This is a genomic window from Brucella tritici, assembly GCF_008932295.1.
GTDB lineage: Bacteria > Pseudomonadota > Alphaproteobacteria > Rhizobiales > Rhizobiaceae > Brucella > Brucella tritici.
The window spans coordinates 57,171-81,498 of the sequence record NZ_WBWA01000012.1 but is presented as its reverse complement, the minus strand read 5'-3'; the positions used below and the strand labels follow the sequence as shown (position 1 = coordinate 81,498).

Here is a 24,328-nt window from a genome sequence, read left to right as displayed (position 1 = left end):
TTGCACTTTTCGGCATGCGCTTCAGCAATGCAGCCCGCAGCCCGTCTTCCCCAACTAAATCGATATAACTGGTGAGACGGCCACCTTCCTCTGCATAATTGCTGGCCTTTTTGTTCAAAATGCTTTGAGGTCGCGCAAACATATTGCGCGAATCCCAAGCGGAGCATGCATGGAAAGAAAATAAATCCTCCACAGGGATCGAATATTGCGGCAACCATCCCCATCACCAAACTCTTGAGATGGTGGCGGAAAGCCAGTCGGCGCAATTATCCCTCCTCCTTGCATGCTTCAGCGCGAACATTATTCCAAAAAAGCCAGCTCACGCTTATCGAAAATTATCTGGGCGATTGAATTATGTCAATAATGCTGACATATTTAACGCAACAGAATGGAGCATCGATGTGAATTCGACGAACGATATGAATTATATAAGCAATCCGTTGACGGCTGAGGAGGCGGCCGACCTCAACGTGATCGAACTTCTGTTTTTTTCTTATCGCGATTTCACCGCCGACCCTGATCTTATTCTGGAAAAGATCGGATTCGGGCGGGCGCATCACCGCGTCCTCTACTTCATCAACCGCAAGCCGGGCATGACGGTCGCGGAGTTGCTGGAAGTTTTGCGGATCACCAAGCAGAGCCTGTCGCGCGTGCTTAAACAGTTGATCGATACTGGCCATGTCGTTCAGGCCACCGGCCTGCACGACCGCCGCCACCGCAAGCTTTATCCGACCAAGAGCGGCCGTCAGCTCACACTTGCGCTCGCCCTTCCGCAATCGCGGCGCATCGCACGTGCGCTGGAGGACTGCGCACCGCAGGACCGCGAAGTCATCGAACACTTCCTCTATAATATGGTCAATCCCGAGCGGCGCGCCCAGATCGATGAGTTTTCCGCCGACGATCCTGCGACCCGGCAGGTTTGAGACAAGTGTTACGCAAGGTAGCAGAAAGTGTCTGAATAAAAAAAGTCGTCAGGCCGTGGCGAAAATGGTGGTTTGCGAGAACCGGAGCGCAATGTACTTGAGTACATGAGCACCGGAAGCGCAGAAAACCGCCATTTGCGAGCCAAGGCACGGCGACTTTTGGATCAGACAATGAGTGCTTGTATAAAAGCAGGTCCACGCAGGCAGTGAATGGACGTGCCGCATTCCAGTCGATAATATGTGCACCAAAGCATCGGGCATAGGCTGGAATGCTGAAGTAAATTTATCGGAATGGGATCGAAAGACGCCATGGCTGTAGAAGAAGAAAAGACGCTCTCGGACGACGCGCCGCATCTCCTCGTCGTTGACGACGATACGCGTATCCGCAGCCTTCTCTCACAATATCTGACCAATAGCGGATTCCGTGTCACCATGGCTGGAAGCGCTGCCGAAGCGCGCCGCAAGCTCGAAGGCATCGATTTCGATCTGTTGATCCTCGACGTCATGATGCCGGGTGAAACCGGCGTTTCGCTGACGAGATCGCTGCGCGAGCAGAAGAACGTCCCCATCCTGATGCTGACGGCATTGTCGGAAACCGACAGCCGCATCGATGGTCTGGCTGCCGGTGCGGACGATTATCTGCCCAAGCCGTTCGATCCCCGCGAGCTGACGCTGCGCATCAACAATATCCTGCGGCGCGGCGCACCGCCCGCACAGCCGAAGATCGAGCAGATCGTGTTCGGTCCCTATACTTTCTTCATCCCGCGCCGCGAGCTGAAGAAGGGTACGGAAACGATCAAGCTGACCGATCGCGAGCAGGACATCATGGCGATCTTCGCCGAGCGTGCCGGTGAAACGATCCCCCGCCACGAGCTGACCGGTCAGGACGGCGATGTTGGCGAGCGCACGATTGACGTCCAGATCAATCGCCTTCGCCGCAAGATCGAGCAAGACCCGGCCAATCCGGTCTGGCTCCAGACCGTGCGCGGCATCGGCTATAAGCTCAGCATCGAGTAGCAACCATCGGCCATCGGGAATATCGCGATCAGAAAATGGTGTTTTCTCAAAACGCAGGGCGACGTGTACAAACGGTACAGCCGCAATGTTGTTCATGGAAAACGCAACCGCGCGGCCTTAGGGACGTTTTAACACGATGAAATCGCCCTTGAGAAAATTCTCCCGCTGGTTGGCGCGCATCATGCCGAAGGGGCTTTATGCGCGGTCGCTCATCATCATCATTGCCCCGATGGTTCTGCTTCAGTCCGTGATTGCCTATGTGTTCATGGAGCGTCACTGGCAGATGGTGACCGAACGACTGTCGACCGCCGTTGTGCGCGATATTGCCGGCATCATCGATATTCTCGAAACCTATCCGCAGGAACCGGGCTACGACAATCTCATCCGCATTGCGCAGCAGAGGCTGGCGCTGAACATTTCGATCCTGCCGCCCGATCCGCTGCCGCCTCCCGGACCGAAGCCTTTTTTCGCCATTCTCGATTACTTCCTCAGTGAAGAGATTACCCGCCAGATCAATCGGCCCTTCTGGGTGGATACGGTGGGCGATTCCGATCTCATCGAAATCCGCATCAAGCTTGAGGACAAGGTGTTGCGCGTCTTTGCGCGACGCAGCCAGGCCTATGCGTCCAATACGGGCATCTTCCTGACATGGATGGTCGGCACCGCACTTGTTCTGCTGATTATCGCCATCGCCTTCCTGCGCAACCAGATCAAGCCCATCCAGCAGCTTGCTGAAGCCGCAGAGAGTTTCGGCAAGGGGCGCCCCATGCCGGAAGGGTTCCATCCGCGCGGAGCCGAGGAAGTACGCCGCGCCGGCATCGCCTTCATTCAGATGCGCTCACGCATCGAGCGCCAGATCGAGCAGCGCACGGCCATGCTTTCCGGCGTCAGCCACGACCTGCGCACCATTCTGACCCGCTTCAAGCTGCAGCTTGCTCTGGCTGGTCACTCCATCGACACCGAGCCTCTCAATCAGGATATTGCCGACATGCAGACGATGCTTGAAGGCTATCTCGCCTTTGCGCGCGGCGAAGGTTCGGAAGAAACGGCAAGCTACGATGTCACGAGGCTTTGTGAAAAGCTGGAGCACGAAGCGCGCTTGCGCGAACGCGGCTTCAAATATCATATTGAAGGCGACAGCGAAGTCTATGTGCGTCCAAACGCCTTCTCGCGCCTCGTCAGCAATCTTGTATCGAATGCCTTCCGTCATGCGCAGAATGTCGAGCTTTCAATTTCGCATGAGGATGGCTGGCTGAAGGTCGTCGTGGACGATGATGGGCCGGGCATTCCGGAAGACCGCCGCGAAGACGTCTTCAAGCCTTTCGTCCGGCTGGATGAAGCGCGAACGCAGGATTCAGGCGGCACCGGCGGGCTGGGGCTTGCCATTGCACGCGATATTGCACGCAGCCACGGCGGCGACATTACGCTGGAAGACGCCCCGACCGGTGGCCTGCGCGCCATCATCCACATTCCGGCTTAAAGCATGCCCCAAAATCGGGAACCGGTTGCGGGATAAAGACATACGTGAAAACAAATAGTTATAGAAAACCCCGCGCGTGAGGCAAGATAACACCTCCCCTCATCCTGAGGAGGTTTCTGAGCGTGCGAAGGAACCGTCTCGAAGGATGATGGCAAGCCTCTTTAATTCTCCCTCATCCTTCGAGACGCCGTTTTCAACGGCTCCTCAGGATGAGGGGACAACGCGGTTGCTTAACGCGAAATCATCCGCTCTCAATAAAGCTTGCCGCCGTTCGGCACCCGCTTGTCGATTGCTGCAAGAACCACTTCGCCGTCTTCATCCGGCATGCCGAGTGTCAGCACTTCCGACATGAAGGGGCCGATCTGTCGTGGCGGGAAATTCACCACGGCCATGATCTGTTTGCCGATGAGTTGCTCCGGCGTGTAGTGCCGGGTGATCTGGGCTGACGACTTCTTGATGCCGATCTTTTCGCCGAAATCGATCTTCAGCTTGAAGGCGGGCTTGCGCGCTTCGGGAAATGGCACAGCTTCCACGATGGTTCCGCTGCGGATATCGACCTTTTCGAAATCTGCCCAGGTGATGGTGGTTGCTTCGCTCATTCTTTCACTCCCCGGCCCTCATTCCCGGCTCCGCAGAAAACCCGGCGCGAACGCCGGGCCAAAACTCAGTTATTGGATAGTCAGGCGCGACCGACGGTCTCGAAAACAACGCATTCCAGCGCTTCACGTGCCGTAACACCTGACCAGACCACAAACTGGAAGGCCTGGAAATAGGCTTCGCAAGCTTCCAGCGCTGCCGACAGCAACACTTCCACTTGACGGCTCGTAGGTTCCGCACCGCCTGCCAGCAACAGCGACTGGCGATACATGATCGCGCCTTCCTGCTGCCAAAGATCGAAATGTCCCATCAGAAGCTTTTCATTGATCAGCGACAGCAGGCGCATCACTTCGTTCACACGTGGCTCGGCCACCTTGATGTCAAATGCGCAGGCCAGATGCAGTGCCTCGAAATCCTCCATCCAGGAAAACGAGATGTGATAGTCAGTCCAGTTGCCCGCAACCGAAATTGCGATTTCGTCGTCGCCAGTCCGCTCGAACGTCCAGTCGTTTGAATGCGCGACCTGTTCGATCACATCCACCGGATGTGCCTCACGTGCGAATTCAAGCTCAAGAAGGCTCATGTCCGTTTCCTGTTCTGGGAACCATCTGCCCCCAGATGTTTCCTAATTCCCGGCGCGCAAGTCATTGCTCGCCCGTACCAGCCACCGCGCAAGAACAAGCGCAGGAAAACAGGCACGAATTGATCGGTTGAGGAACCGGCATGCACGACGGCATGCAAGCGCCTCAATGGCACACGCACATACGCAACTGATACTGGAAAGCAGCCTGAAAGACGCGAAACCTGACACTCAGCCCCTCGCCGCCGCCTACATGACCGCGTTACGAATCATGTAGTGTTTTCAGTCTATTGATGCTGAATCTGAACGCCAGCCCCTTTTGAACAAAGAGCCGTGAAAGCATGTGGAAATATACGAGGGACCGACCGCGACCCTTGCCTTAACCGACTCTAAGACAAGGGTTTTTGCCACTTGCGGCCTGTTAATAAATATTCAGGGATTATTTTTGGATTTTGCCGAAGATGACGCCGATTTTGCCGGTTTGGCATCAGAATCAACTTCGAATTTCGCAAGACGTGCTTCGAGAGCTTCGATTCTTGCCAGCAACGCGCTGTTTTCCGCACGCGCCTTGATTGCCATTTCGCGAACGGCTTCAAAGTCTTCGCGCTGCACCACATCGAGCGTGTTCAGCACACGCTCGCTCTGGGAACGCAACGCCGTTTCCACTTCACGGCGCACGCCCTGCGCAGCGCCTGCCGCATCCGTAACAAGCTTGGCGAGTTCATCGAGAACCCGGTTCTGTCCGCTGGTCATGGCAATCATTCCTTATTTCCAGGTGAGACCTGTTGAAAACATAAATTTGAAATAGGGCCGTCTCGGTTCCGATGCAAGCGCGGCCATAGAAAGTGATCGGGTTCAATGCGGTTGAATCAACAACTGCAGACCTCGCGAAATAGCCGTCTGCGGCAACCGGAGACGCCAGTGGCGAATGTACTTAAGGCTGCCTTAAGAGTACATCAGCACCGGAAGCCCAGAAACCGCCATTTGCGGCAAAGCGGGAACAGCTTGACCATAAAGGGTTGGTCCAGCATGTTCCGTCACAAAACGGAGTGATTTCATGATTGAGACGTTGCTGCCCGCATCGGCGCTCGCCTTCCCCAATATCGATCCGGTGATTTTCCGCGTCGGGCCGCTGGCAGTGCACTGGTACGGCCTCGGCTATGTCGTCGGCATCATGTTCGCCTGGTGGTACGGCAAGAAGCTCCTGCGAAGCCATCGCCTGTGGGCCAACAACCAGCCGCCCATGGCACCGGAAGCGCTCGATGATTTCGTCATCTGGGCAGCGCTCGGCGTCGTGCTTGGTGGCCGTATCGGCTACGTGCTCTTCTATAATTTCTCCTATTATATCTCCAACCCGCTCGCCATTCCGGCGGTGTGGGATGGCGGCATGTCGTTTCACGGCGGCATTCTGGGCACGACGCTTGCCATGTTCCTGTTTGCCCGCTCGCGCGGCATCAAGGTCTGGAGCATGTTCGATACGATTGCCGCTGGCGTTCCGGTCGGGCTTGGCGTGGTGCGTGTCGCCAATTTCATCAATTCGGAACTTTGGGGCCGTGTCAGCGATGTATCCTGGGCGGTCTACTTCCCCAATGGCGGCCCGCTGCCGCGCCACCCAAGCCAGCTTTATGAAGCGTTCCTTGAGGGTGTGGTCCTCTTCTTCGTACTGTTCCTCCTCGTCTGGGTCGGACGCAAACTGAAGAAGCCCGGCTTCATTGCAGGCGCTTTCGTCACAGGGTACGGCCTCAGCCGCATCGTGGTCGAATTCTTCCGCGAGCCGGATGCACAGCTCGGCTATCTCTTCGGCGGATGGCTTACCATGGGCATGGTCCTTTCAGTGCCGATGGTGTTGATCGGGCTTTGGGCCATGTGGCGTGCCAATCGTGCAGCGGCGAAAGATGCCTGATCTTTCGCTGAAAGACCGGCTGAAACGCCTGATCGCCGCCTCCGGGCCAATCAGCGTCGCCGATTACATGGCAGCCTGCCTCGGCGACCGGGAGGCTGGCTATTACACCACGCGCGAACCTTTCGGACGTGACGGCGATTTCATCACCGCGCCGGAAGTGAGCCAGATGTTCGGTGAACTGATCGGCATCTGGTGCGTCAGCGAATGGGACGCGCTGGGATGCCCGGACAATATCGTGCTGTGCGAAATCGGCCCCGGTCGCGGCACGCTGATGAGCGACATGCTGCGCACCATCGGCAGGCTCGCCCCGCAAATGCTGGGCTATGCGCGGGTCGTCATGGTCGAGACCAGCCCGCGCCTTGTCGAAAGACAAAGGGAAAAGCTGGCCAATATCGGTGCGAAGATCGACTGGTGCGAACGCTTTTCCGATATTTCCGCCGATACTGCCAACGGGCCGCTGATCCTCGTGACCAATGAGCTGTTCGATGCGATTCCGTTCCGGCAGTTCGTCAAGGTCGATGGCCGCTTTGTCGAACGCATGATCGCGCTCGATGAAAAGGATGAGTTCCATTTCGTCAGCGGTCTCGGCGGTATAGATCCGGCGCTGTTACCTGCGGGCCATGCGGAAGCACCCGAAGGTGCGATCTTTGAAGCGGCCCCGGCGCGCACCGCCTTGATGCAGGAAATCGCCAGCCATATCGCAACCACACGCGGCGCGGCGCTCAATATCGACTACGGCCATCTGAAAGCCGGTTTCGGCGATACGCTGCAAGCCATGTTGAAACACAGCTTTGACGATGTCTTTGCCAATCCGGGCATTGCGGACCTCACCAGCCACGTCGATTTCGACATTCTGGACAAGACCGCACGAGCCAGTGGCTGCAAGACCGGAATGATGACGCAAGGTGAATTTCTGCTCGCAATGGGCTTAGTTGATCGCGCAGGACGGCTTGGCGCGGGCAAGGATGCAGCGTTTCAGGAAAAAATCCGGCAGGATGTCGAAAGACTGGCCGCCCCCGATCAAATGGGAACCTTGTTCAAGGTGCTGGCCATCAGCGATTCCGACACAAAACTCATTCCGTTTGCAGTTCCATGACGGCGAAAGCTTCGATTGACAAGCTGTGCCTCCTCCCCCAACATCCCGCCGTTTGAAGAGAGAATGCTATGACAGATATGCCGCAACCGCTCCGCTCGCCTCTCCTTGAAAAGCCCGTCGGACAGAACGGGAAGCGGATTGCGCATGGCTTTTTCACCCGCAAGGGCGGCGTTTCCGATGGCATCTATACGGGCCTGAATGTCGGAAGCGGTTCGAACGATGTGCCGGAAAAGGTTGCGGAGAATCGCCGTCGCGTCGCCGAAAACCTTGGCGTTGCGCCCGATCATCTCATGACCGTGCATCAGGTTCATTCGCCCGATGTCCTGCACGTCACCGAACCGTTCGGCGCCCCACGCCCGAAGGCTGACGCAATGGTCACAAATGTGCCGGGCATCGCCATCGGTGCGCTTTCCGCCGATTGCGGGCCAGTGCTTTTTGCCGATCACGAAGCGGGAATCATCGGTTCCGCCCATGCCGGATGGCGTGGCGCTTTCGGCGGTGTTCTGGAGAACACCATCGAAGCCATGATCGATCTCGGTGCAAAACGCGAGAATATCGTTGCCGTTCTCGGGCCGACCATTGGTCCGGAAAACTATGAAGTCGGTCCGGAATTCTACGCCGAATTCATCGGCAAGGATGCTGCCTACGCTACCTACTTCCGGCCTTCCGACAAGCCCGACCACAAGTTGTTCGATCTGTGGACATTCATCACCGACCGCCTGACGAAAGCTGGCGTGCGGGCAGAATCCCTTCGCCAGTGCACCTATGCCGATGAGGAACAGTTCTATTCCTACCGGCGCACCACCCACCGCAACGAACCCGATTACGGGCGTCAGATTGCAGCGATCGCCATCATAGAAGATTAGGAGAACCGCATGGCCCTTCACTTCGAGCCGGAAGAATTCGCCGCACGTCGCGACCGTCTGATCTTGAAGATGGAAGAGGAAAAGCTGGATGCGCTTCTGCTGTTCGCACAGGAGAGCATGTACTGGCTGACCGGCTATGACACATTCGGATTCTGCTTCTTCCAGTGCCTCGTCGTGAAGGCAGACGGGTCGATGGTGCTGATGACGCGCTCTGCCGATCTGCGGCAGGCGCGCCATACGTCGAATATCGAGAACATCGTCGTCTGGACCGACCGTGACAATGCCAATCCGGCTTCCGACCTGCGGAATATACTAACGGAACTCGACCTCCTCGGCACGCGGATCGGGATCGAATATCAGACGCACGGCCTCACCGGCGCCAATGCCCGCAAGCTGGACGAACAGTTGCAGAGCTTTGCCAAGCTTTACGACGCCTCCGGCATGGTGGACCGCCTGCGCCTGCTGAAAAGCCCGGCTGAAATCGCCTATGCCAGGCGCGCGGCCGAGTTGAGTGACGATGCGCTTGATGCTGCAATAAAGCTGACCAAAGGAGGCGCGAGCGAGGCCGATATTCTGGCTGCGATGATGAGCGCCAATTTCGCGGGCGACGGTGATTATCCGGCGAACGAATATATCATCGGCTCGGGCGACGATGCCCTGCTCTGCCGCTACAAATCCGGCCGACGCAAGCTCGACAAGAACGACCAGCTCACACTCGAATGGTCGGGCGTCTTCCGGCACTATCATGCGCCGATGATGCGCACGATCGTCGTCGGAAAACCGACCACGCATCATCTGGAACTCTATGCCGCCGCACGCGAGGCACTGGAAGCCGTGGAAGCGGCGATGACACCCGCCTCGACATTCGGCGATGTCTTTGACGCCCATGCCCGAACCATGGAAGCCCATGGTCTCACCCGCCATCGTCTCAATGCCTGCGGCTATTCGGTGGGCGCGCGCTTCACGCCATCATGGATGGACCCGCAGATGTTTTATGCCGGAAATCCGGAAAGCATCCAGCCGGATATGACGCTTTTCGCACATATGATCATCATGGATTCCGACACGCAAACCGCGATGACACTGGGGCAGACATATCTCACAACAAATGGCGCTGCTCAGCCATTATCCCGCCATTCTCTTGATATGATTGTAAAATGAGGCGCAATCGGCGATAAAACTGCCACAAGCGCACGCCGGAAACTGCAAAGCGGTTTTCGGACAAGATGCACGTCGATAAAATCGATGGAATATTTCAAACTGGAAATGCCCTACCGCAGAGAACCTGCGCCTTCAGGAGCATGAAGCCGAAGATGAACAAGGCACGTCTTTCAACGATGTTGTTGCTGGCCGGAGTGCTTACAAGCGTCCTTGCCGCCTGCAACAGCACCGAATCCGCTCTGAATGTACAAGGTAGCAATCAGAGTTCCGGGCAAAATTCCGGGCAAACTACTACGCCAGCCGCGACACCGGGCACCCCGGCGACGGGCACCGCTCCCGTGCAGCCCACGGGAACAACTCCGGCCACGACCGGCACAGCACCTGCGACGACCACGCCAGCGGCACCGCAGCGCAGTGCCGCGCTCAAGCCGGGCAAGTTGCATATTGCCCCGATTGTCGGTGCACCGGTCAATGTCGTGACACCTCTCACCCACCGCATGAATGACGATGCCAAGACGAAGGGCATCGAGCTTGCAGGCAATAACGACCCCAATGCGGCCTATGTCATGAAGGGCTATTTCTCTGTTCTTTCGGAAGATAACCAGACCACGGTGCTTTACGTCTGGGACGTGCTGGATGCTTCGGGCAACCGCCTTCACCGGATCCAGGGGCAGGAGAAAGTTCCAGGTGCTGCCGCAGACTCATGGAGCGTCGTTCCGGCTTCCGCAATGCAGGCAATCGCCGACCGCACCATGCAGGAATATTCGACCTGGCTTGCGGCAAATCGCGCATAGAAACTTGCTTTGGCAGCAAAAGACTGAAATCTTTTGCTGAATCTGTTTTGCCTGCTGTGGGAAAGCCGGGAAACCGGGCTTTTTACAGCAATTGTGTTCCCGGGGGCCTTGCAATGACGATGACTCTTTGCAATAGCCCCCGCATCCGAAAGAAAACCTTGCAAGCTGCCGTTCTTGACCCCGTCAAAAACTACGCAGCTTAAAGTTTTTAAGAGATTAAGTCCGTTCCGACGGACTGTTGCGACAGAACCAAACTGCAAACCGCGACCGCATCGGCGTCAGAGGCAAAAGAATGAAACTTTTCGCAGGCAACTCCAACCGGGTTCTTGCCGAATCCGTTGCTCAATATCTCAACATTCCGCTCGGTAAGGCCAGCGTCCGTCGCTTCGCCGATCAGGAAATCTTCGTAGAGATTCAGGAAAACGTGCGCGGCGAAGACGTATTCGTTCTGCAATCGACCTCTTATCCGGCAAACGATCACCTGATGGAACTGCTCATCATGATCGATGCCTTCCGCCGCTCCTCGGCACGTCGCATCACCGCCGTCCTGCCCTATTTCGGCTATGCCCGTCAGGACCGCAAGCCCGGCCCGCGCACGCCGATCTCGGCCAAGCTCGTCGCCAACCTCATCACCGAAGCCGGTGCCAACCGCGTTCTGACGCTTGACCTTCACGCCGGTCAGATTCAGGGCTTCTTCGATATTCCGACCGACAATCTCTATGCCGTTCCGGTCATCGCCCGCGATGTGAAGGCCAATTATGCCACCGGCAACTGCATGGTCGTTTCGCCTGACGTTGGCGGCGTGGTGCGTGCCCGTTCGCTGGCCAAGCGCATCGATGCGCAGCTCGCCATCGTCGACAAGCGCCGTGAGCGTCCAGGTGAATCGGAAGTCATGAACGTCATCGGCGATGTTTCCGGCAAGGACTGCCTGCTGTTCGATGATATCGTCGATTCCGGCGGCACGCTCTGCAACGCAGCCGAAGCCCTGCTCAACAAGGGCGCCAACAGCGTCACCGCCTATATTACGCATGGCGTTCTGTCCGGCGGCGCGGTTGCCCGTATTGCCTCATCCAAGCTGAAGGAGCTGGTCATCACCGACTCGATCCAGCCGACCACCGCCATCAACGATGCGCCGAATATCCGCGTGCTGTCGATCTCGGACCTGATTGGCGAAGCCATCGCCCGTACGGCAGCGGAAGAGTCTGTTTCGAGCCTGTTCGACTAATCAAAACATCAGGCGAATAGCAATTCCGAGACATGCCGCCAGCAACAGCACGAGCGGCATGTTGAGCCTCAGAACGACAAGCAAGAATGCCGCCGCGCCTGCGATCAGGACGGCGGCATTGTCTATTGTGCTCCAGACCGGCAGCGGCAATGTGAAGGGGCCGACGGCTTTCTCCACCACCTGCGAAAACAGGACGTGCAGCGAGAACCACAGCGCCAGATTGGCAATCACGCCGACAACCGCAGCCGTAATGCCGCCCAGCATCGCCGACAGCCAGCGTACCTGACGCAGCCGTTCCACGAAGGGCGCCCCTGCCAATATCCATAGAAAGCAGGGCACGAAGGTAAACCACAGCGCAATCAAACCGCCGAAAAAGCCGCCCAGAAGTGGCGGCAGGCCCGAAAGATTCGCAGCTCCCACAAAGCCGACAAAGACCAGCACGAGGATCAGCGGTCCCGGCGTGGTTTCGGCCAGTCCCAGCCCGGTCAGCATCTCGCCCGGTTTCATCCAGCCGAAATGCTCGACCGCCTGCTGCGCCGTATAGGAAAGAGCTGCATAAGCGCCCCCAAATGTCACCGCGGCAAGCTTCGAGAAGAAGGCCGCTTCCTGCACGAAAACATGCGCACCGCCAAAAGCGAAGAAGAGCCCGAGCAAAGGTAAAAGCCACAACCCGCCCCAGATGAGTGTCTGCTGCGTGAATTCACGCAGGGCGCCGGGTGTCGCATCCCCTATAACGGTTGCTGCACCCTTCCCCTGAACGACGTGTCGTAGTCCACCTGCAACAGCCGCAAGCAGAACGACGAGCGGAAACGGCAGTTTCAGGAAAGCTATCGCAACGAATGCCGCAATCGCCACCGCATAGGAAAAACCCGAGGCCAATGTCCGTTTGGCCATGCGGTAGAGCGCTTCGAAAACCACAGCCAGAACCGCAGCCTTGAGGCCGAACAACAGTCCAGCCACGATCTCGACATGCCCGAAGGCGATATAAAGCGCCGACAATGCAAGCATGACGACAGCGCCTGGCAGCACGAACAACAGCCCTGCCAGCAAACCGCCGCGCCAGCCTTTCACCGCCCAACCGGAATAGGTCGCAAGTTGCATGGCTTCCGGCCCCGGCAGCAACATGCAGAAATTGAGCGCATGGATCAGCCGCTCCTGATCCATCCATTTTTTCTCATCCACGAGAATGCGTTGCAGCATCGCGATCTGGGCTGCGGGACCGCCAAAAGACAGAAGACCCACTTTGCCGAAAGTCGTGAATAGTTCTTTGAAACCTGGCTGTTTTACTGGCTCAGTCACGCTGCTACCCTGAATGAATCGTTTCACAAGCTGTCGGTGAGGATCATTACAGGTTCATGACAGTTATCACAGGCAACACCTTGTTTTACTCGGCGGCTGCGCCCTCTTCCACCAGTTCATCCGGCGCATTCGGGTCGCCCGGAGCGGTCTCACAGGCGAGATCGGGGAAATTGACGATGCGCATTCCCTTGAAATCATTGCGCACAACCAGAAGCCCACGCTCTTCAAAATAGGTTAGCAGACGCCGGGCACGGCTGAACGAGTGCGTGCCATAGGCGCGCGCCAAAGCCGCATCGGAAGGGCAAGGCGCGCCGGTGACGGCTGCCTGCGCCACGATCAGGAATACGCCCTGCACATCATCAGTGAGACTTTCCGACAGGGAAAGCGCCTGCTGCCATGTTTCGCCGCTTGCCACATCGCTCTCAATGCTGGCCTGCGCCACCGCCAGCCTGCGGCGGAAGGCAGGGAGAGCCAGCGGTTCGCCCGGAACGCGGTGAATGCGGCAGCGCACCAGAAAATCCTGATAGAGAACGGCCACAGACCGGAACGATGCTTCCGGGTCATCCACAATCTCGCGCATGACCTTTTCAAGAAGCTCATCGCGTTCGGCTTCCACAATGCCGGGAAACAATGGTTCCTGCGCCGGTTCGGCTTCGTGCTTGGGCTTTGCGACCTGCGCCAGAATTTCCGCCGTGGATGGCGGCGGCGGTGGTGGAGGCGTGCGGCGCACGGCAGTACGGATTTCCTGCGGCGCCGGCGTGAAGATCAGGTCGAGTGCATCTTCCGGCGCTTCGGGCAGCGGCATCAGTTTCGGCGACGACGAACGCGCCGATGTTTCCACCTTGCCGATCTTGATCGGCAATGGACGGCGCGACAATGCAGGGCCAAGCGCCACAAAATGCCCGCGCTGCAAATCGCGGAACATTTCGGCCTGCTTGCGCTCCATGCCGAGAAGATCGGCTGCGCGCGCCATGTCGATATCGAGGAAGGTGCGCCCCATGAGGAAGTTGGAGGCTTCGGCAGCAACGTTCTTGGCGAGCTTCGCCAGTCGCTGCGTAGCGATAACACCCGCAAGGCCGCGCTTTCGTCCGCGACACATGAGATTGGTCATCGCGCCGAGCGAAAGCTTGCGCGCTTCGTCGGACACTTCACCTGCGGCAGCAGGCGCAAAAAGCTGCGCCTCATCCACAACCACCAGCATCGGATACCAATAGTCACGCTCCGCATCAAAGAGGCCACCGAGAAAAGCCGCAGCGGAGCGCATCTGCTGCTCGACGTCCAGCCCTTCCAGATTGAGCACCACCGAAACACGGTGCTGGCGGATACGTCCGGCAATGCGTGTCAGTTCGGCTTCGGTACGGGCGGCATCGACAACGACATGGCCGTAAAGATCGGCAAGCGTGACGAAATCGCCTTCAGGGTCGACAATGCACTGCTGCACCCATTGCGCGCTCTGTTCCAAAAGGCGGCGCAAAAGATGCGACTTGCCGGAGCCGGAATTGCCCTGCACGAGCAAACGCGTGGCGAGAAGCTCCTCAAGATCAAGCATGGCTTGCTTGCCACCGCCAAGCGCCGCTGCCGAGGCAGAACCGCTTCCAGCAACTGCACCCATGTCGATACCGACCTGCATCTCGCCTCCTTGTTTCAGTATTGCAGGAACAGACGACTCGCACGGCCAAGCCTGCGATCGATCAGGCATTCGCTTAACATCTTTGACGCCGCCAATGCCACCGGTTATGAGAAATGCCCACAGATGCCGGGCACGGGAACTGCTCGCAGCCCAAAAAACTTGCGCCGCCGCTCGCTATGGTCTATAGCCACCGCCATCCGCGTAGACACCCTTGGAGGCAACGCGGAATGGAGCGGTCCGGTCTCTCACTTCGTGACAGACAATACGGGCTGTTTCATGTCGTTTGTTGAAGCATGATCCCGAAAAGTGGAAACCGGTTTTCGGACAAGATCATGCGTGGAAAACAAGCGACACTCCAGTAACATCGAAAGGAAATGCCATGAGCGAGACTTACGTGCTCAAGGCCGATCTGCGTACCCGGGTTGGTAAGGGGTCCTCCCGCGAACTGCGTCGCAACGGCCAGATTCCTGCAGTCATCTATGGCGACAAGCAGGAACCCCTCGCAATCGCCGTCTCCTACAAGGAGATCTTCTACAAGATTCATGGCGGTGGCTTTAAGACCACTGTTGCCACGATCGAAGTAGACGGCAAGAAGATTCAGGTCCTCCCGAAGGACTACCAGCTGGATCCGGTCCGTGATTTCCCGCAGCATGTCGACTTCCTGCGCGTTTCCGCGAAGTCGGTCGTCCATGTGAATGTTCCGGTTCACTTCAAGAACGAAGAAGCTGCTCCGGGCATCAAGCGCGGCGGCGTTCTCAACATCGTTCGTCACGACGTTGAACTGATCGTTCCGGCCAATGCAATTCCGGAAGCACTCGAGTTCGACCTGACCGGCCTCGAAATCGGCGACTCCGTCCACATTTCGGCAATCAAGCTGCCGAAGGGCGTAACGCCTGCCATCCAGGATCGCGACTTCACCATCGCCACGATTGCTGCTCCTGCCGGCCTGAAGTCGGAAGAAGCTGCCTCGGAAGGCGTTGCAGAAGAAGAAGCCAAGGACAGCGAATAATCGCTTTCCGCATTTTGGGGGCTCTGAACCATGCTGCTCATCGCAGGTCTTGGCAATCCGGGCCCCAAATATGCGCATAACCGGCACAATATCGGTTTCATGGCGGCGGATGAAATATTCCGCCGCCATCGCTTTTCCAACTGGCAGAAGAAGTTTCAGGCCGAGATCGCCGATAGTGTGATCGATGGCGAAAAGGTGCTGCTGGTCAAACCGCAGACTTTCATGAACCTCTCGGGTCAGTCTATCGGCGAGGCCATGCGCTTCTACAAGCTCACCTCTGCCGATCTCGTCGTGATCTATGACGAACTGGACCTCGTTCCGGGCAAGCTGCGCATCAAGACCGGCGGCGGCTCGGGCGGCCATAACGGCATCAAGTCCATCGACGCACATGTGCAGTCTTTCCCTGGCGGCCAGAATTATCGCCGTATGCGGCTTGGCATCGGCCATCCGGGCGCGAAGGAACTCGTGCATAATTATGTCCTCGGCGATTTCGCCAAGGCCGACAATGAATGGCTGGATAAACTTCTGGGCGCTATCGCCGATAATGTGGGCCTGCTTGCCACCAAGGGCGAAGACAACAGCTTCATGAACCGCATTGCGCTTGCCATGGGCGATGGCAATCAGCGGCCAAGCGGTTTCAAGGCCGATCCCGCGCAATTGGAGAAAGCCCCCCCTGAGGCAAAGCCAAAAGCGCAGAGCCATATTCGTCAGGCGCGGCAAAACCAGAAGAAGCCGGATATTCCTGCCAGCGGCCCTATGGCTGAAATGCTGAAAAAGCTGCTCGGCAAAAAGGATTAAGCTTCTGCGACGGCTCCGCCTCTTGACGCTTCACAGTCCTATGACGCATAGCCACAACAATAGAATTCTAGTCTGATAGGTACGATCATGGGTTTCAAATGCGGCATCGTCGGTCTGCCAAATGTTGGTAAGTCGACGCTTTTCAACGCGCTGACCAAAACGGCCGCCGCACAGGCCGCAAACTATCCGTTCTGCACCATTGAGCCGAACACCGGCGAAGTGGCGGTTCCCGATCCGCGCCAGAACGAGATTGCCAAGATCGCAGGTTCGAAGGAAATCATCCCGACCCGCATCAACTTCGTGGACATTGCCGGCCTCGTGCGCGGCGCATCGAAGGGCGAAGGTCTCGGCAACCAGTTCCTCGCCAATATTCGCGAAGTCGATGCCATCGTGCATGTGCTGCGCTGCTTCGAGGACGATGACATCACCCATGTCGAAGGCCGTATCGATCCCGTATCGGACGCCCAGACGGTTGAAACGGAGCTGATGCTTTCAGACCTTGAAAGCATCGAACGCCGCATCGTGCAGATCCGCAAGCGCGCCACCGGCAAGGACAAGGAAGCCCTCACCATTCTGCCGGTGATGGAAACGGCACTCGAACTGCTCCAGAACGGCCAGCCGGTCCGCCTGATGCTGAAAGATATCGCCGCAGAAGACCTGCTGACGCTGAAGGGCCTGAACCTTCTGACCTCCAAGCCAGTCCTTTATGTCTGCAACGTCGCAGAAGGCGACGCCGCCAAGGGCAACGAATTTAGCGCTGCCGTCGACAAGATGGCCGACGAACAGGGCGCGCAGACGGTCATCATTTCGGCTGCGATCGAAGCGGAAGTTGCACAGCTTCCCGATGAGGAAGCCAAGGAATATCTGGACAGCATGGACCTTGAGGAACCGGGTCTCGACCGCCTGATCCGCGCCGGTTACAAGCTTCTCGACCTCATCACCTATTTCACCGCAGGACCGAAGGAAACCCGCGCCTGGACCATCCGGCGCGGCACCAAGGCTCCGGGCGCTGCCGGTGTCATCCATACCGATTTCGAACGCGGCTTCATCCGCGCCCAGACCATCGCCTATGAAGACTACGTCAAATACAATGGCGAAGTCGGAGCGAAGGAAGCTGGCAAGGCAAGGGACGAAGGCAAGGAATACATCGTCCATGACGGCGATGTGATGCTGTTCCGCTTCAATACCTGATACGATCAGGCCGCCGAAAACCGGCGGCCTTTTCTTTATGTCTACAGGGAGGAGATTGAGGGTGAGCAAGCCTCTGCCGAAATATGCTTATGAGGATATGGAACCGGGAATGGCCCTTCCCTTCGGTCCTCGTACGATCAACAAGGAAGAAATCATCGAATTCGCCAGCGCGTTCGATCCGCAGCCCTTCCACCTTGATGAGGAAGCAGGCAAAGCCAGCGTGCTTGGCGGTCTTGCCGCCTCAGGCTGGCAGACAGCCGCCCTCATCATGCGCATGGTCTGCGACGCCTATCTCACCAACTCGACCTCGCAGGGCGGCCCCGGCGTCGAATTCACGCGCTGGAAACGTCCCGTGCTTGCGGGCGATACGCTCAACGGCGTGACGACCATCAAGGACAAGCGCATTTCCAAATCGCGCCCGGCTATCGGGCTGGTAACGTTCCACCATGAGCTGTTCAATCAGCGCGGCGAAAGCGTGTGCGAAATGCAGCATCCATGCATGATGCTGCGCCGCGATTACGATACGGCAGCGGGAGGAGCGTCATGAGTTTCCTGGAAGAAAATCTCGGACAGAATCTCGTCATCGGCAGCTATACGTTTACTGCCGAGGAAATCATCGATTTCGCCAGAAAATACGATCCGCAACCGTTCCACCTGGATAGTGAAGCGGCAAAGAAGAGCATTTTCGGCGGGCTGTGCGCCTCCGGCTGGCACACGACAGCGGTGTTCATGAAGCTCAATGTCGCTTCCATCGTCAAGGCGACGAAGGAAGCTTTGAAACGCGGCGAGACGCCGCCGACATTTGGCCCTTCGCCCGGCTTTGAAAACCTTAAATGGCCGAAGCCCGTTTATGCCGGGGATACGATCACCTACAGGCGCGTGGTCCATGCCATCAGGCCGCTCGCTTCCCGGTCTGGCTGGTCCATGCTGACCATGACGACAAGCGCCCATAACCAGAATGGTGAAGAGGTGCTGTCCTTCGACAATGCAGCGATGGTGAAGCTGCCGCCCAAGGCCAATGCCTGAAACAAAAAAGCCCGGAGCGATGTCCGGGCTTTTCTGTTTAAATGCAACGTTTCTCAGTCGCCTTCAAAGGCGACGAGCGTGCGGACCGGTACGCCGAGAGCTTCAAGCTTCTTGCGACCACCCAGATCGGGCAGGTCAATGATGAAGCAGGCTGCCACAATGTCCGCACCCATTTGAAGCAGAAGCTTTGCAGCCGCTTCCGCCGTTCCGCCCGTAGCGATTAGATCGTCCACCAGAATGATCCGCTCGCCCTTTTCAATCGCATCGCGGTGCATTTCCATTTCATCGATGCCATATTCAAGGCTATAGGCAATGCGCACTGTATCGCGCGGCAGCTTGCCCTTCTTGCGGATCGGCACGAAACCAGCCGAAAGCTGGTGCGCAATTGCACCGCCGAGAATGAAGCCACGTGCCTCAATACCGGCGACCTTGTCGACCTTATTGCCTGCATAGGGATAGACCAGCTCGTCGACGGAGCGGCGAAATGCCTGTGCATCGCCCATAAGCGTGGTCACGTCACGGAACTGGACGCCCGGCTTCGGATAGTCCGGAATGGTGCGGATCGCATCCTTCAAGCTGGCTTTAAATCCGGATTCCATTTTCCATCCTTTCAGGCGGCCTGCAGGCCGGTCAAGTTAATCAAGGCAAAGTTGGGGCCAAGGACCTTTACACCCTCAAACGGTCAAATTGCAAAAGAAACCGCCCATTTCTGCCAAGAACATTACGGCGACGCACGGTCTTTTTCATGGCTTATTTGTGGCACAGCCGACCTTCCAGCTACAGCACAAAAAAATGGGCGCTCACGGCGCCCATCTTTTAATTCAGGTTGATCCATTGTCAGTGCTTGACATCCGACCAGATCGAACGCTTGGCAACATAAACCAGACCAGCAAAAAGGATCAGGAATATGATGACCCGGAAACCGGTCCGCTTGCGATCTTCCAGATGCGGCTCTGCTGCCCACATAAGGAATGCCGAAACGTCGCGTGCGTACTGATCGACCGTCTGCGGCGAACCATCGTCATAGGTGACCTGGTCGTCGCTCAGCGGCTTCGCCATAGCGAGCGCCTTTGCCGAAATGAAGTACGGATTGTAATGCGTACCTTCAGCGATCTGCATGCCTGCAGGCGGCTGCTCATCGAAGCCGGTCAACAGAGAATGGATATAATCCGGGCCACCTTCGGCATATTGCGTGAATATATCAAAGATGAACTGCGGGAACCCACGCTCCACTGCGCGTGCCTTGGCGATCAGCGAAAAGTCCGGCGGAGCCGCACCATTGTTTGCCGCCGCAGCAGCAGCCGCGTTCGGATATGGCGACGGGAAGTGATCGGTCGGAAGCGCCTTGCGGGTGAACATTTCGCCATCCGCGTTCGGCCCGTCCTGCACTTCATATTCAGCGGCAAGCGCCTTGACCTGTTCGGGCGAATAACCAAGACCTTCCAGCGTACGGAAAGCCACCAGATTCATCGAGTGACAAGCCGAGCAGACTTCCTTGTAGACCTTCAGGCCGCGCTGAAGCTGGCCCTTGTCATAGGTTCCGAACGGGCCGGAAAAGCTCCACTTTTCCTGCTTGGGATGGTGGATCGGAAAATGCTCGGGCTCCGCAGCATTCCCGCCTTCCTCAGCCGAGGCACCACCCATCGTAGCCAGGGCGATACCAAGCGCAACCAGCGGAGCAATACCGAAGGCAGCGAAATTCTTGAGGATGTTTTTCATTGTTACGTCCTTCATCTCTCTCGCTGGTTCAGCCCTTGATTTCCACTGGGGTAATCTCGGCCTTGCCGCTCTTCTCCAGAACCGCCTCGGTGATCGAGTTCGGCAAACGCTTCGGCGTTTCGATCAGGCCAATGACCGGCATGATGATGATGAAGAATGCGAAGTAGTAGAGCGTACCCAGCTGCGCCATGAAGACGTAGGAGCCTTCCGCAGGACGCGAACCGAGCCAGCCGAGGAAGATGGCGTTGATCACGAACAGCCAGAAGAACAGCTTGAACCATGGACGATAGACAGCCGAACGAACCTTCGATGTATCGAGCCACGGCACGACGAAGAGGATCGCGATCGAACCGAACATGGTCAGAACGCCGCCGAGCTTCGAATCGATCGGGCCGATGTTGAAGGTGATGGCGCGCAGCATCGCGTAGAACGGCAGGAAGTACCATTCAGGAACGATGTGAGCAGGCGTCTTCAGCGAATCTGCCGGGATATAGTTATCCGGATGACCGAGGAAGTTCGGCAGGTAGAAGACAAAATAGGCGAAGAACACGAAGAAGACGAGCGCGCCGAAAGCGTCCTTGATGGTCGCATAAGGCGTGAACGGCAGCGTATCGGTCTTGGACTTGACTTCAATGCCGGTAGGATTGGTCTGACCCGTCACATGCAGCGCCCAGACGTGCAGGATAACGACACCCGCAATCATGAACGGCAGCAGGTAATGCAGCGAGAAGAAGCGATTGAGCGTTGGATTGTCGACCGCAAAACCACCGAGCAGCAATTGCTGGATCGGCTCGCCGATGATCGGGAACGCCGTGAAGAAGCCGGTGATAACCGTTGCACCCCAGAAGGACATCTGGCCCCATGGCAGCACGTAGCCCATGAAGGCGGTTGCCATCATGAGAAGGAAGATCACCACGCCCAGTATCCACAGAAGCTCGCGCGGTGCCTTGTAGGAACCGTAATAAAGGCCGCGGGCAATATGGAGATAGACGGCGATGAAGAAGAAGGATGCACCGTTGGAGTGCATGTAGCGCAGCAGCCAACCGGAGTTGACGTCACGCATGATCTTTTCAACGGAATTGAACGCAATGCCCGTATCCGCAGCATAATGCATGGCCAGCACAACGCCGGTCAGAATCTGCGAAATGAGCATGAAGCTCAGAATGCCACCGAAGGTGTACATGTAGTTCAGGTTACGCGGCGTCGGATAGGCCACGAAAGAATCATAGACGAGGCGCGGCAAGGGAAGCCGTTCGTCCACCCATTTTTCGATGCCGGTCTTCGGCGTGTATGTGGAGTGTCCACCACTCATTTCATCTCTCCCCAAGACCTGTTAGCCGATCCTGATGACCGTATCGGAAGTGAACGCATATTGCGGGATGTGCATGTTTTCCGGCGCCGGACCGCTGCGGATACGACCGGCAGTGTCATAGGTCGAACCATGGCATGGGCAGAACCAGCCACCGAAAGAACCGGATTCACCGAGCGGCACGCAACCCAGATGGGTACATACGCCGATCATCACCAGCCAGTTTTCCTTGCCTTCGCCTGCCGAGCGGGCGAGATCGGTCGCCTGCGCGTCCGAAGCAAGATTGGCATTACGCGCGATCGGATCCTTGAGATCACCAAGAGCGGTTGTCTTGGCATCCTCGACTTCCTTGGCGGAGCGGTTACGGATGAAAACCGGCTTACCACGCCATTTAACAGTTAATGATGCTCCTTCCGTCAGGGACGAAACATCAACCTCGATGGACGCAGCCGCGAGTGTCGAAGCGTCCGGACGCATCTGGTCGATAAACGGCCAGGCCAGTCCGCCAACTCCGACGACACCGGCCATTCCCGTCGCAATATACAAAAAATCACGCCGTGTCGGCTCAGCCGTGTCGTGTGCGCTCACGTGCCAATTCCTTTTCAACCTGCATGTTCAATTGAACTCTCCCCTCGTCCTCTTTTGCACTTGCGCAAAAGTAGTCCCGCAAGTGCTCACAGGACGAAATTCCCTCCATTTCACTATCCGGTTTATGCGTGTAAAAATCGCTTGTCCAGACACCAAGCCCTTATGACGGCACGATGTCGCAGGCGGATTTGCTTGCTGAATTCAGGGAATGCATAGCAAAGCGATAACGCATTACAGACAGCGGAAAGCTTTCAACTTTCTCCGTTCCGCCCTATGAAACCGCCCGACTGGCGGGCCCAAAGTCCCGCATAGATGCCGCCACGGGCGATAAGTTCGTCATGCGTCCCCTCCTCTACAATGCGGCCCTGATCCATCACCACGAGGCGATCGAGCGCTGCAATGGTGGAAAGGCGGTGCGCAATGGCAATTACGGTCTTACCGTCCATGAGACGTTTCAGATTCTCCTGAATCGAGGCTTCCACTTCCGAATCGAGTGCGGAAGTCGCCTCATCGAGGATCAGGATCGGCGCGTCCTTCAATATGGCGCGTGCGATGGCGATCCGCTGGCGCTGCCCGCCGGAAAGCTTGACGCCGCGCTCACCGACGAAGGCATCGAAGGAGCGCCGCCCCTGAAAATCCTCAAGATTGGCGATGAACCCGTCAGCTTCGGCCTGACGTGCCGCCTGCAGCAATTCCTCATCGGTCGCATCGTCGCGCGCCAGCATGATGTTGTCGCGCAGCGACCTGTGTAGCAATGCGGTTTCCTGACTGACGACCGCAACGGCCCGGCGCAGCGATGTCTGGGTTACGTTGCGAATATCCTGCCCGTCAACAAGGATAGAGCCCTTCTCAACATCATAGAGGCGCAGGATGAGGTTCACGAGAGTGGACTTGCCTGCACCGGAATGGCCGACGAGACCGACCCTTTCACCGCCGCGCACAGTGAGGTTGATATGGTCGAGAACACCCGCAGCCTTGCCGTAATGAAAGGTGACGTTCTGGACATCGATGCGCGCCTCCGTCACCCGCAAGGGTTTGGCATCTGGCCGATCTTCAAGACCGAGCGGAGCAGAGACCAGCCGCATGGAATTCTCGATCAGTCCGAGCTGGCGCAGCATGCCATTGAGCTGCATCATGAGACGGCCAAGGAGCATATTGAGGCGCAGCACGAGACCAAGCGTGAACGACACCTGCCCGACCGTGACGGCATTGCGCGTCCACAAATCGATGGCAATCGCCGCAACCGTCACGATCATCAGGCCGGAGAGTGCTGTAAGCGAAACGCGAACGCCGGTGAGCGAGCGCATGAACGGAAGAATTGCGCCGAGATAGCGCTCGAAACCGTCGCGCAGATAGCGCTCATCGTCATCGGCAGTATTGAGCTTGATCGTCTGGATGTTGGAGTAGCTGTCAACGATACGCCCGTTAATCATCGATCCCGCCTCGGCGGAGGCCTCGGCATTCTTGCGGATGCGCGGCAGGTAGCGCCAGGCGATGAAGCCGAAGGCGATGATCCACAGGACCACCGCCGCTGCCAGCCGCCAGTCGAGCCGACCGACGAGAAACAGTGTTGTGATACTGTAGATCGCCATGAACCAGACGACCTGAATAAGGCTTTCGATGAGGTCGCCTGCCGCCTGCCCTGCCTGCCAGACCTTGGTGGCAATGCGCCCGGCAAAATCATTCTGGAAGAAGGCGTAGGACTGGCGGAGAACATAGGAATTCGCCTGCCAGCGGATCATGTTGTAAAAGCCCGGCGACAAGGTCTGGTCCTCGATCAGCGTATTGATCGCTGTCACGACGAGGCGGATCACCAGGACGGTTATGCCCATGAACAGAAGTTCAGGCCCTGCCGCCTGCAAAAGCGCCGACCAGCTTCGTTCGATGCCACCCTTGCCCGCCTGATCGAGAATATCGACCAGCCTGCCCGTGAAATAGAACAGTCCTGCCTCGACCAGCGGCAGCAACCCGCCAACCACAAGGGAAACGGCCAGCGGCCATTTCGCCTGTCTCGCGTAATGCCATAGAAAGCCGAGTGTGGTGGAAGGCGGTCTCAGCCGGTCCGGTTCACGAAAGGGATCGACCCAACGTTCGAACAGGCTGTAAACCGCTTTCAT

General features: G+C 57.4%; 24 protein-coding genes. 14 read left to right on the top strand and 10 right to left on the bottom strand.

Annotation, left to right across the window (positions count from 1 at the left end):
- The first annotated feature begins 401 nt into the window (after positions 1 to 401).
- The 3 genes from F9K91_RS14025 to F9K91_RS14015 all read left to right on the top strand — a co-directional run bounded on the left by F9K91_RS14025 (position 402) and on the right by F9K91_RS14015 (position 3,420).
- The gene (locus F9K91_RS14025) at positions 402 to 923 is read left to right on the top strand and encodes a MarR family winged helix-turn-helix transcriptional regulator (RefSeq protein ID WP_151556095.1); all 522 of its coding nucleotides are present in this window, start codon (positions 402 to 404) and stop codon (positions 921 to 923) included.
- A gap of 309 nt (positions 924 to 1,232) precedes the next feature.
- Complete coding sequence (locus tag F9K91_RS14020) at positions 1,233 to 1,940, top strand: response regulator (protein ID WP_012091674.1); 708 nt, start codon at positions 1,233 to 1,235, stop codon at positions 1,938 to 1,940.
- Between the two features lie 136 nt (positions 1,941 to 2,076).
- Positions 2,077 to 3,420 carry an ATP-binding protein gene (locus F9K91_RS14015; RefSeq protein WP_151556067.1) on the top strand — a complete coding sequence of 448 codons (1,344 nt, stop codon included), beginning with the start codon at positions 2,077 to 2,079 and terminating at the stop codon, positions 3,418 to 3,420.
- Between the two features lie 251 nt (positions 3,421 to 3,671).
- Here the strand turns inward: F9K91_RS14015 and F9K91_RS14010 are convergent, their stop codons facing one another.
- The 3 genes from F9K91_RS14010 to F9K91_RS14000 all read right to left on the bottom strand — a co-directional run bounded on the left by F9K91_RS14010 (position 3,672) and on the right by F9K91_RS14000 (position 5,350).
- A complete protein-coding gene (locus tag F9K91_RS14010; RefSeq protein WP_151678007.1) occupies positions 3,672 to 4,019 on the bottom strand; it encodes a tRNA-binding protein in 348 nt (115 codons plus the stop codon).
- A gap of 80 nt (positions 4,020 to 4,099) precedes the next feature.
- Positions 4,100 to 4,600, bottom strand: a complete 501-nt coding sequence (locus F9K91_RS14005; RefSeq protein ID WP_010659627.1) for a type III secretion system chaperone family protein — start codon at positions 4,598 to 4,600, stop codon at positions 4,100 to 4,102.
- A 429-nt stretch (positions 4,601 to 5,029) separates the two neighbouring features.
- Positions 5,030 to 5,350 carry an accessory factor UbiK family protein gene (locus F9K91_RS14000; protein WP_012091671.1) on the bottom strand — a complete coding sequence of 107 codons (321 nt, stop codon included), beginning with the start codon at positions 5,348 to 5,350 and terminating at the stop codon, positions 5,030 to 5,032.
- Between the two features lie 304 nt (positions 5,351 to 5,654).
- Between F9K91_RS14000 and lgt the strand changes: the two genes are divergently transcribed.
- The 6 genes from lgt (at position 5,655) to F9K91_RS13970 (ending at position 11,642) form a co-directional block, all read left to right on the top strand.
- The gene (gene lgt, locus F9K91_RS13995) at positions 5,655 to 6,500 is read left to right on the top strand and encodes a prolipoprotein diacylglyceryl transferase (RefSeq protein WP_151556065.1); all 846 of its coding nucleotides are present in this window, start codon (positions 5,655 to 5,657) and stop codon (positions 6,498 to 6,500) included.
- A complete protein-coding gene (locus tag F9K91_RS13990; RefSeq protein WP_151651951.1) occupies positions 6,493 to 7,596 on the top strand; it encodes a class I SAM-dependent methyltransferase in 1,104 nt (367 codons plus the stop codon). Before lgt ends, F9K91_RS13990 begins: the two co-directional genes overlap by 8 nt.
- A gap of 68 nt (positions 7,597 to 7,664) precedes the next feature.
- Positions 7,665 to 8,462 carry a peptidoglycan editing factor PgeF gene (gene pgeF / locus F9K91_RS13985; RefSeq protein ID WP_151556063.1) on the top strand — a complete coding sequence of 266 codons (798 nt, stop codon included), beginning with the start codon at positions 7,665 to 7,667 and terminating at the stop codon, positions 8,460 to 8,462.
- A gap of 9 nt (positions 8,463 to 8,471) precedes the next feature.
- The gene (locus F9K91_RS13980) at positions 8,472 to 9,623 is read left to right on the top strand and encodes a M24 family metallopeptidase (RefSeq protein WP_151556062.1); all 1,152 of its coding nucleotides are present in this window, start codon (positions 8,472 to 8,474) and stop codon (positions 9,621 to 9,623) included.
- Between the two features lie 140 nt (positions 9,624 to 9,763).
- Positions 9,764 to 10,417, top strand: a complete 654-nt coding sequence (locus F9K91_RS13975) for a hypothetical protein (RefSeq protein WP_151678006.1) — start codon at positions 9,764 to 9,766, stop codon at positions 10,415 to 10,417.
- A gap of 292 nt (positions 10,418 to 10,709) precedes the next feature.
- Complete coding sequence (locus F9K91_RS13970) at positions 10,710 to 11,642, top strand: ribose-phosphate pyrophosphokinase (RefSeq protein ID WP_061345920.1); 933 nt, start codon at positions 10,710 to 10,712, stop codon at positions 11,640 to 11,642.
- Here F9K91_RS13970 and chrA read toward each other — a convergent pair whose 3' ends face one another.
- Together chrA and F9K91_RS13960 are read right to left on the bottom strand one after the other, a co-directional pair.
- Entirely contained in the window at positions 11,643 to 12,941 is a 1,299-nt protein-coding gene (gene chrA / locus F9K91_RS13965; RefSeq protein WP_151556060.1) for a chromate efflux transporter, read from the bottom strand.
- Positions 12,942 to 13,026: 85 nt separating this feature from the next.
- Positions 13,027 to 14,571 (bottom strand): ATP-binding protein, encoded by a 1,545-nt coding sequence (locus F9K91_RS13960; RefSeq protein ID WP_151678005.1) that lies wholly within the window; start codon positions 14,569 to 14,571, stop codon positions 13,027 to 13,029.
- Positions 14,572 to 14,950: 379 nt separating this feature from the next.
- Here F9K91_RS13960 and F9K91_RS13950 point away from each other — a divergent pair, with 379 nt between their 5' ends.
- From F9K91_RS13950 to F9K91_RS13930, 5 genes are all read left to right on the top strand, one after another.
- Positions 14,951 to 15,580 carry a 50S ribosomal protein L25/general stress protein Ctc gene (locus F9K91_RS13950; RefSeq protein ID WP_061345917.1) on the top strand — a complete coding sequence of 210 codons (630 nt, stop codon included), beginning with the start codon at positions 14,951 to 14,953 and terminating at the stop codon, positions 15,578 to 15,580.
- Between the two features lie 30 nt (positions 15,581 to 15,610).
- A complete protein-coding gene (gene pth / locus F9K91_RS13945) occupies positions 15,611 to 16,378 on the top strand; it encodes an aminoacyl-tRNA hydrolase (RefSeq protein ID WP_151678004.1) in 768 nt (255 codons plus the stop codon).
- A gap of 87 nt (positions 16,379 to 16,465) precedes the next feature.
- Positions 16,466 to 17,569 (top strand): redox-regulated ATPase YchF, encoded by a 1,104-nt coding sequence (gene ychF, locus F9K91_RS13940; protein WP_151678003.1) that lies wholly within the window; start codon positions 16,466 to 16,468, stop codon positions 17,567 to 17,569.
- 61 nt (positions 17,570 to 17,630) lie between these two features.
- Complete coding sequence (locus tag F9K91_RS13935) at positions 17,631 to 18,116, top strand: MaoC family dehydratase (RefSeq protein ID WP_151556055.1); 486 nt, start codon at positions 17,631 to 17,633, stop codon at positions 18,114 to 18,116.
- Complete coding sequence (locus tag F9K91_RS13930; protein ID WP_151678002.1) at positions 18,113 to 18,595, top strand: MaoC family dehydratase; 483 nt, start codon at positions 18,113 to 18,115, stop codon at positions 18,593 to 18,595. The genes F9K91_RS13935 and F9K91_RS13930 overlap by 4 nt, the downstream gene beginning before the upstream one ends.
- A gap of 53 nt (positions 18,596 to 18,648) precedes the next feature.
- On the opposite strand, the gene F9K91_RS13925 is transcribed toward F9K91_RS13930, so the two are convergent.
- The 5 genes from F9K91_RS13925 to F9K91_RS13905 form a co-directional block, all read right to left on the bottom strand.
- Entirely contained in the window at positions 18,649 to 19,194 is a 546-nt protein-coding gene (locus F9K91_RS13925; protein ID WP_061345912.1) for an adenine phosphoribosyltransferase, read from the bottom strand.
- A gap of 238 nt (positions 19,195 to 19,432) precedes the next feature.
- Positions 19,433 to 20,314, bottom strand: coding sequence for a cytochrome c1 (locus F9K91_RS13920; protein ID WP_192799248.1), 882 nt, complete (start codon positions 20,312 to 20,314; stop codon positions 19,433 to 19,435).
- Between the two features lie 28 nt (positions 20,315 to 20,342).
- Positions 20,343 to 21,626, bottom strand: coding sequence for a cytochrome b (locus F9K91_RS13915; RefSeq protein WP_061345910.1), 1,284 nt, complete (start codon positions 21,624 to 21,626; stop codon positions 20,343 to 20,345).
- A gap of 21 nt (positions 21,627 to 21,647) precedes the next feature.
- The gene (gene petA, locus F9K91_RS13910) at positions 21,648 to 22,211 is read right to left on the bottom strand and encodes a ubiquinol-cytochrome c reductase iron-sulfur subunit (RefSeq protein WP_061345909.1); all 564 of its coding nucleotides are present in this window, start codon (positions 22,209 to 22,211) and stop codon (positions 21,648 to 21,650) included.
- Between the two features lie 251 nt (positions 22,212 to 22,462).
- Complete coding sequence (locus F9K91_RS13905; RefSeq protein ID WP_151678001.1) at positions 22,463 to 24,328, bottom strand: ABC transporter ATP-binding protein; 1,866 nt, start codon at positions 24,326 to 24,328, stop codon at positions 22,463 to 22,465.

Excerpts from the sequence above, each read along its gene's own strand:
- F9K91_RS13930 (WP_151678002.1), top strand. The coding sequence starts at position 18,113 with ATGAGTTTCCTGGAAGAAAATCTCGGACAGAATCTCGTCATCGGCAGC.
- F9K91_RS13905 (WP_151678001.1), bottom strand. The coding sequence starts at position 24,328 with ATGAAAGCGGTTTACAGCCTGTTCGAACGTTGGGTCGATCCCTTTCGT.
- pgeF (WP_151556063.1), top strand. The coding sequence starts at position 7,665 with ATGACAGATATGCCGCAACCGCTCCGCTCGCCTCTCCTTGAAAAGCCC.
- F9K91_RS14015 (WP_151556067.1), top strand. The coding sequence starts at position 2,077 with ATGAAATCGCCCTTGAGAAAATTCTCCCGCTGGTTGGCGCGCATCATG.
- F9K91_RS13920 (WP_192799248.1), bottom strand. The coding sequence starts at position 20,314 with ATGAAAAACATCCTCAAGAATTTCGCTGCCTTCGGTATTGCTCCGCTG.
- ychF (WP_151678003.1), top strand. The coding sequence starts at position 16,466 with ATGGGTTTCAAATGCGGCATCGTCGGTCTGCCAAATGTTGGTAAGTCG.
- F9K91_RS13970 (WP_061345920.1), top strand. The coding sequence starts at position 10,710 with ATGAAACTTTTCGCAGGCAACTCCAACCGGGTTCTTGCCGAATCCGTT.
- F9K91_RS14020 (WP_012091674.1), top strand. The coding sequence starts at position 1,233 with ATGGCTGTAGAAGAAGAAAAGACGCTCTCGGACGACGCGCCGCATCTC.
- F9K91_RS13980 (WP_151556062.1), top strand. The coding sequence starts at position 8,472 with ATGGCCCTTCACTTCGAGCCGGAAGAATTCGCCGCACGTCGCGACCGT.
- F9K91_RS13990 (WP_151651951.1), top strand. The coding sequence starts at position 6,493 with ATGCCTGATCTTTCGCTGAAAGACCGGCTGAAACGCCTGATCGCCGCC.
- F9K91_RS14010 (WP_151678007.1), bottom strand. The coding sequence starts at position 4,019 with ATGAGCGAAGCAACCACCATCACCTGGGCAGATTTCGAAAAGGTCGAT.
- F9K91_RS13925 (WP_061345912.1), bottom strand. The coding sequence starts at position 19,194 with ATGGAATCCGGATTTAAAGCCAGCTTGAAGGATGCGATCCGCACCATT.
- F9K91_RS13950 (WP_061345917.1), top strand. The coding sequence starts at position 14,951 with ATGAGCGAGACTTACGTGCTCAAGGCCGATCTGCGTACCCGGGTTGGT.
- F9K91_RS14005 (WP_010659627.1), bottom strand. The coding sequence starts at position 4,600 with ATGAGCCTTCTTGAGCTTGAATTCGCACGTGAGGCACATCCGGTGGAT.
- lgt (WP_151556065.1), top strand. The coding sequence starts at position 5,655 with ATGATTGAGACGTTGCTGCCCGCATCGGCGCTCGCCTTCCCCAATATC.
- F9K91_RS13960 (WP_151678005.1), bottom strand. The coding sequence starts at position 14,571 with ATGCAGGTCGGTATCGACATGGGTGCAGTTGCTGGAAGCGGTTCTGCC.
- pth (WP_151678004.1), top strand. The coding sequence starts at position 15,611 with ATGCTGCTCATCGCAGGTCTTGGCAATCCGGGCCCCAAATATGCGCAT.
- F9K91_RS13915 (WP_061345910.1), bottom strand. The coding sequence starts at position 21,626 with ATGAGTGGTGGACACTCCACATACACGCCGAAGACCGGCATCGAAAAA.
- F9K91_RS14000 (WP_012091671.1), bottom strand. The coding sequence starts at position 5,350 with ATGACCAGCGGACAGAACCGGGTTCTCGATGAACTCGCCAAGCTTGTT.
- F9K91_RS13975 (WP_151678006.1), top strand. The coding sequence starts at position 9,764 with ATGAAGCCGAAGATGAACAAGGCACGTCTTTCAACGATGTTGTTGCTG.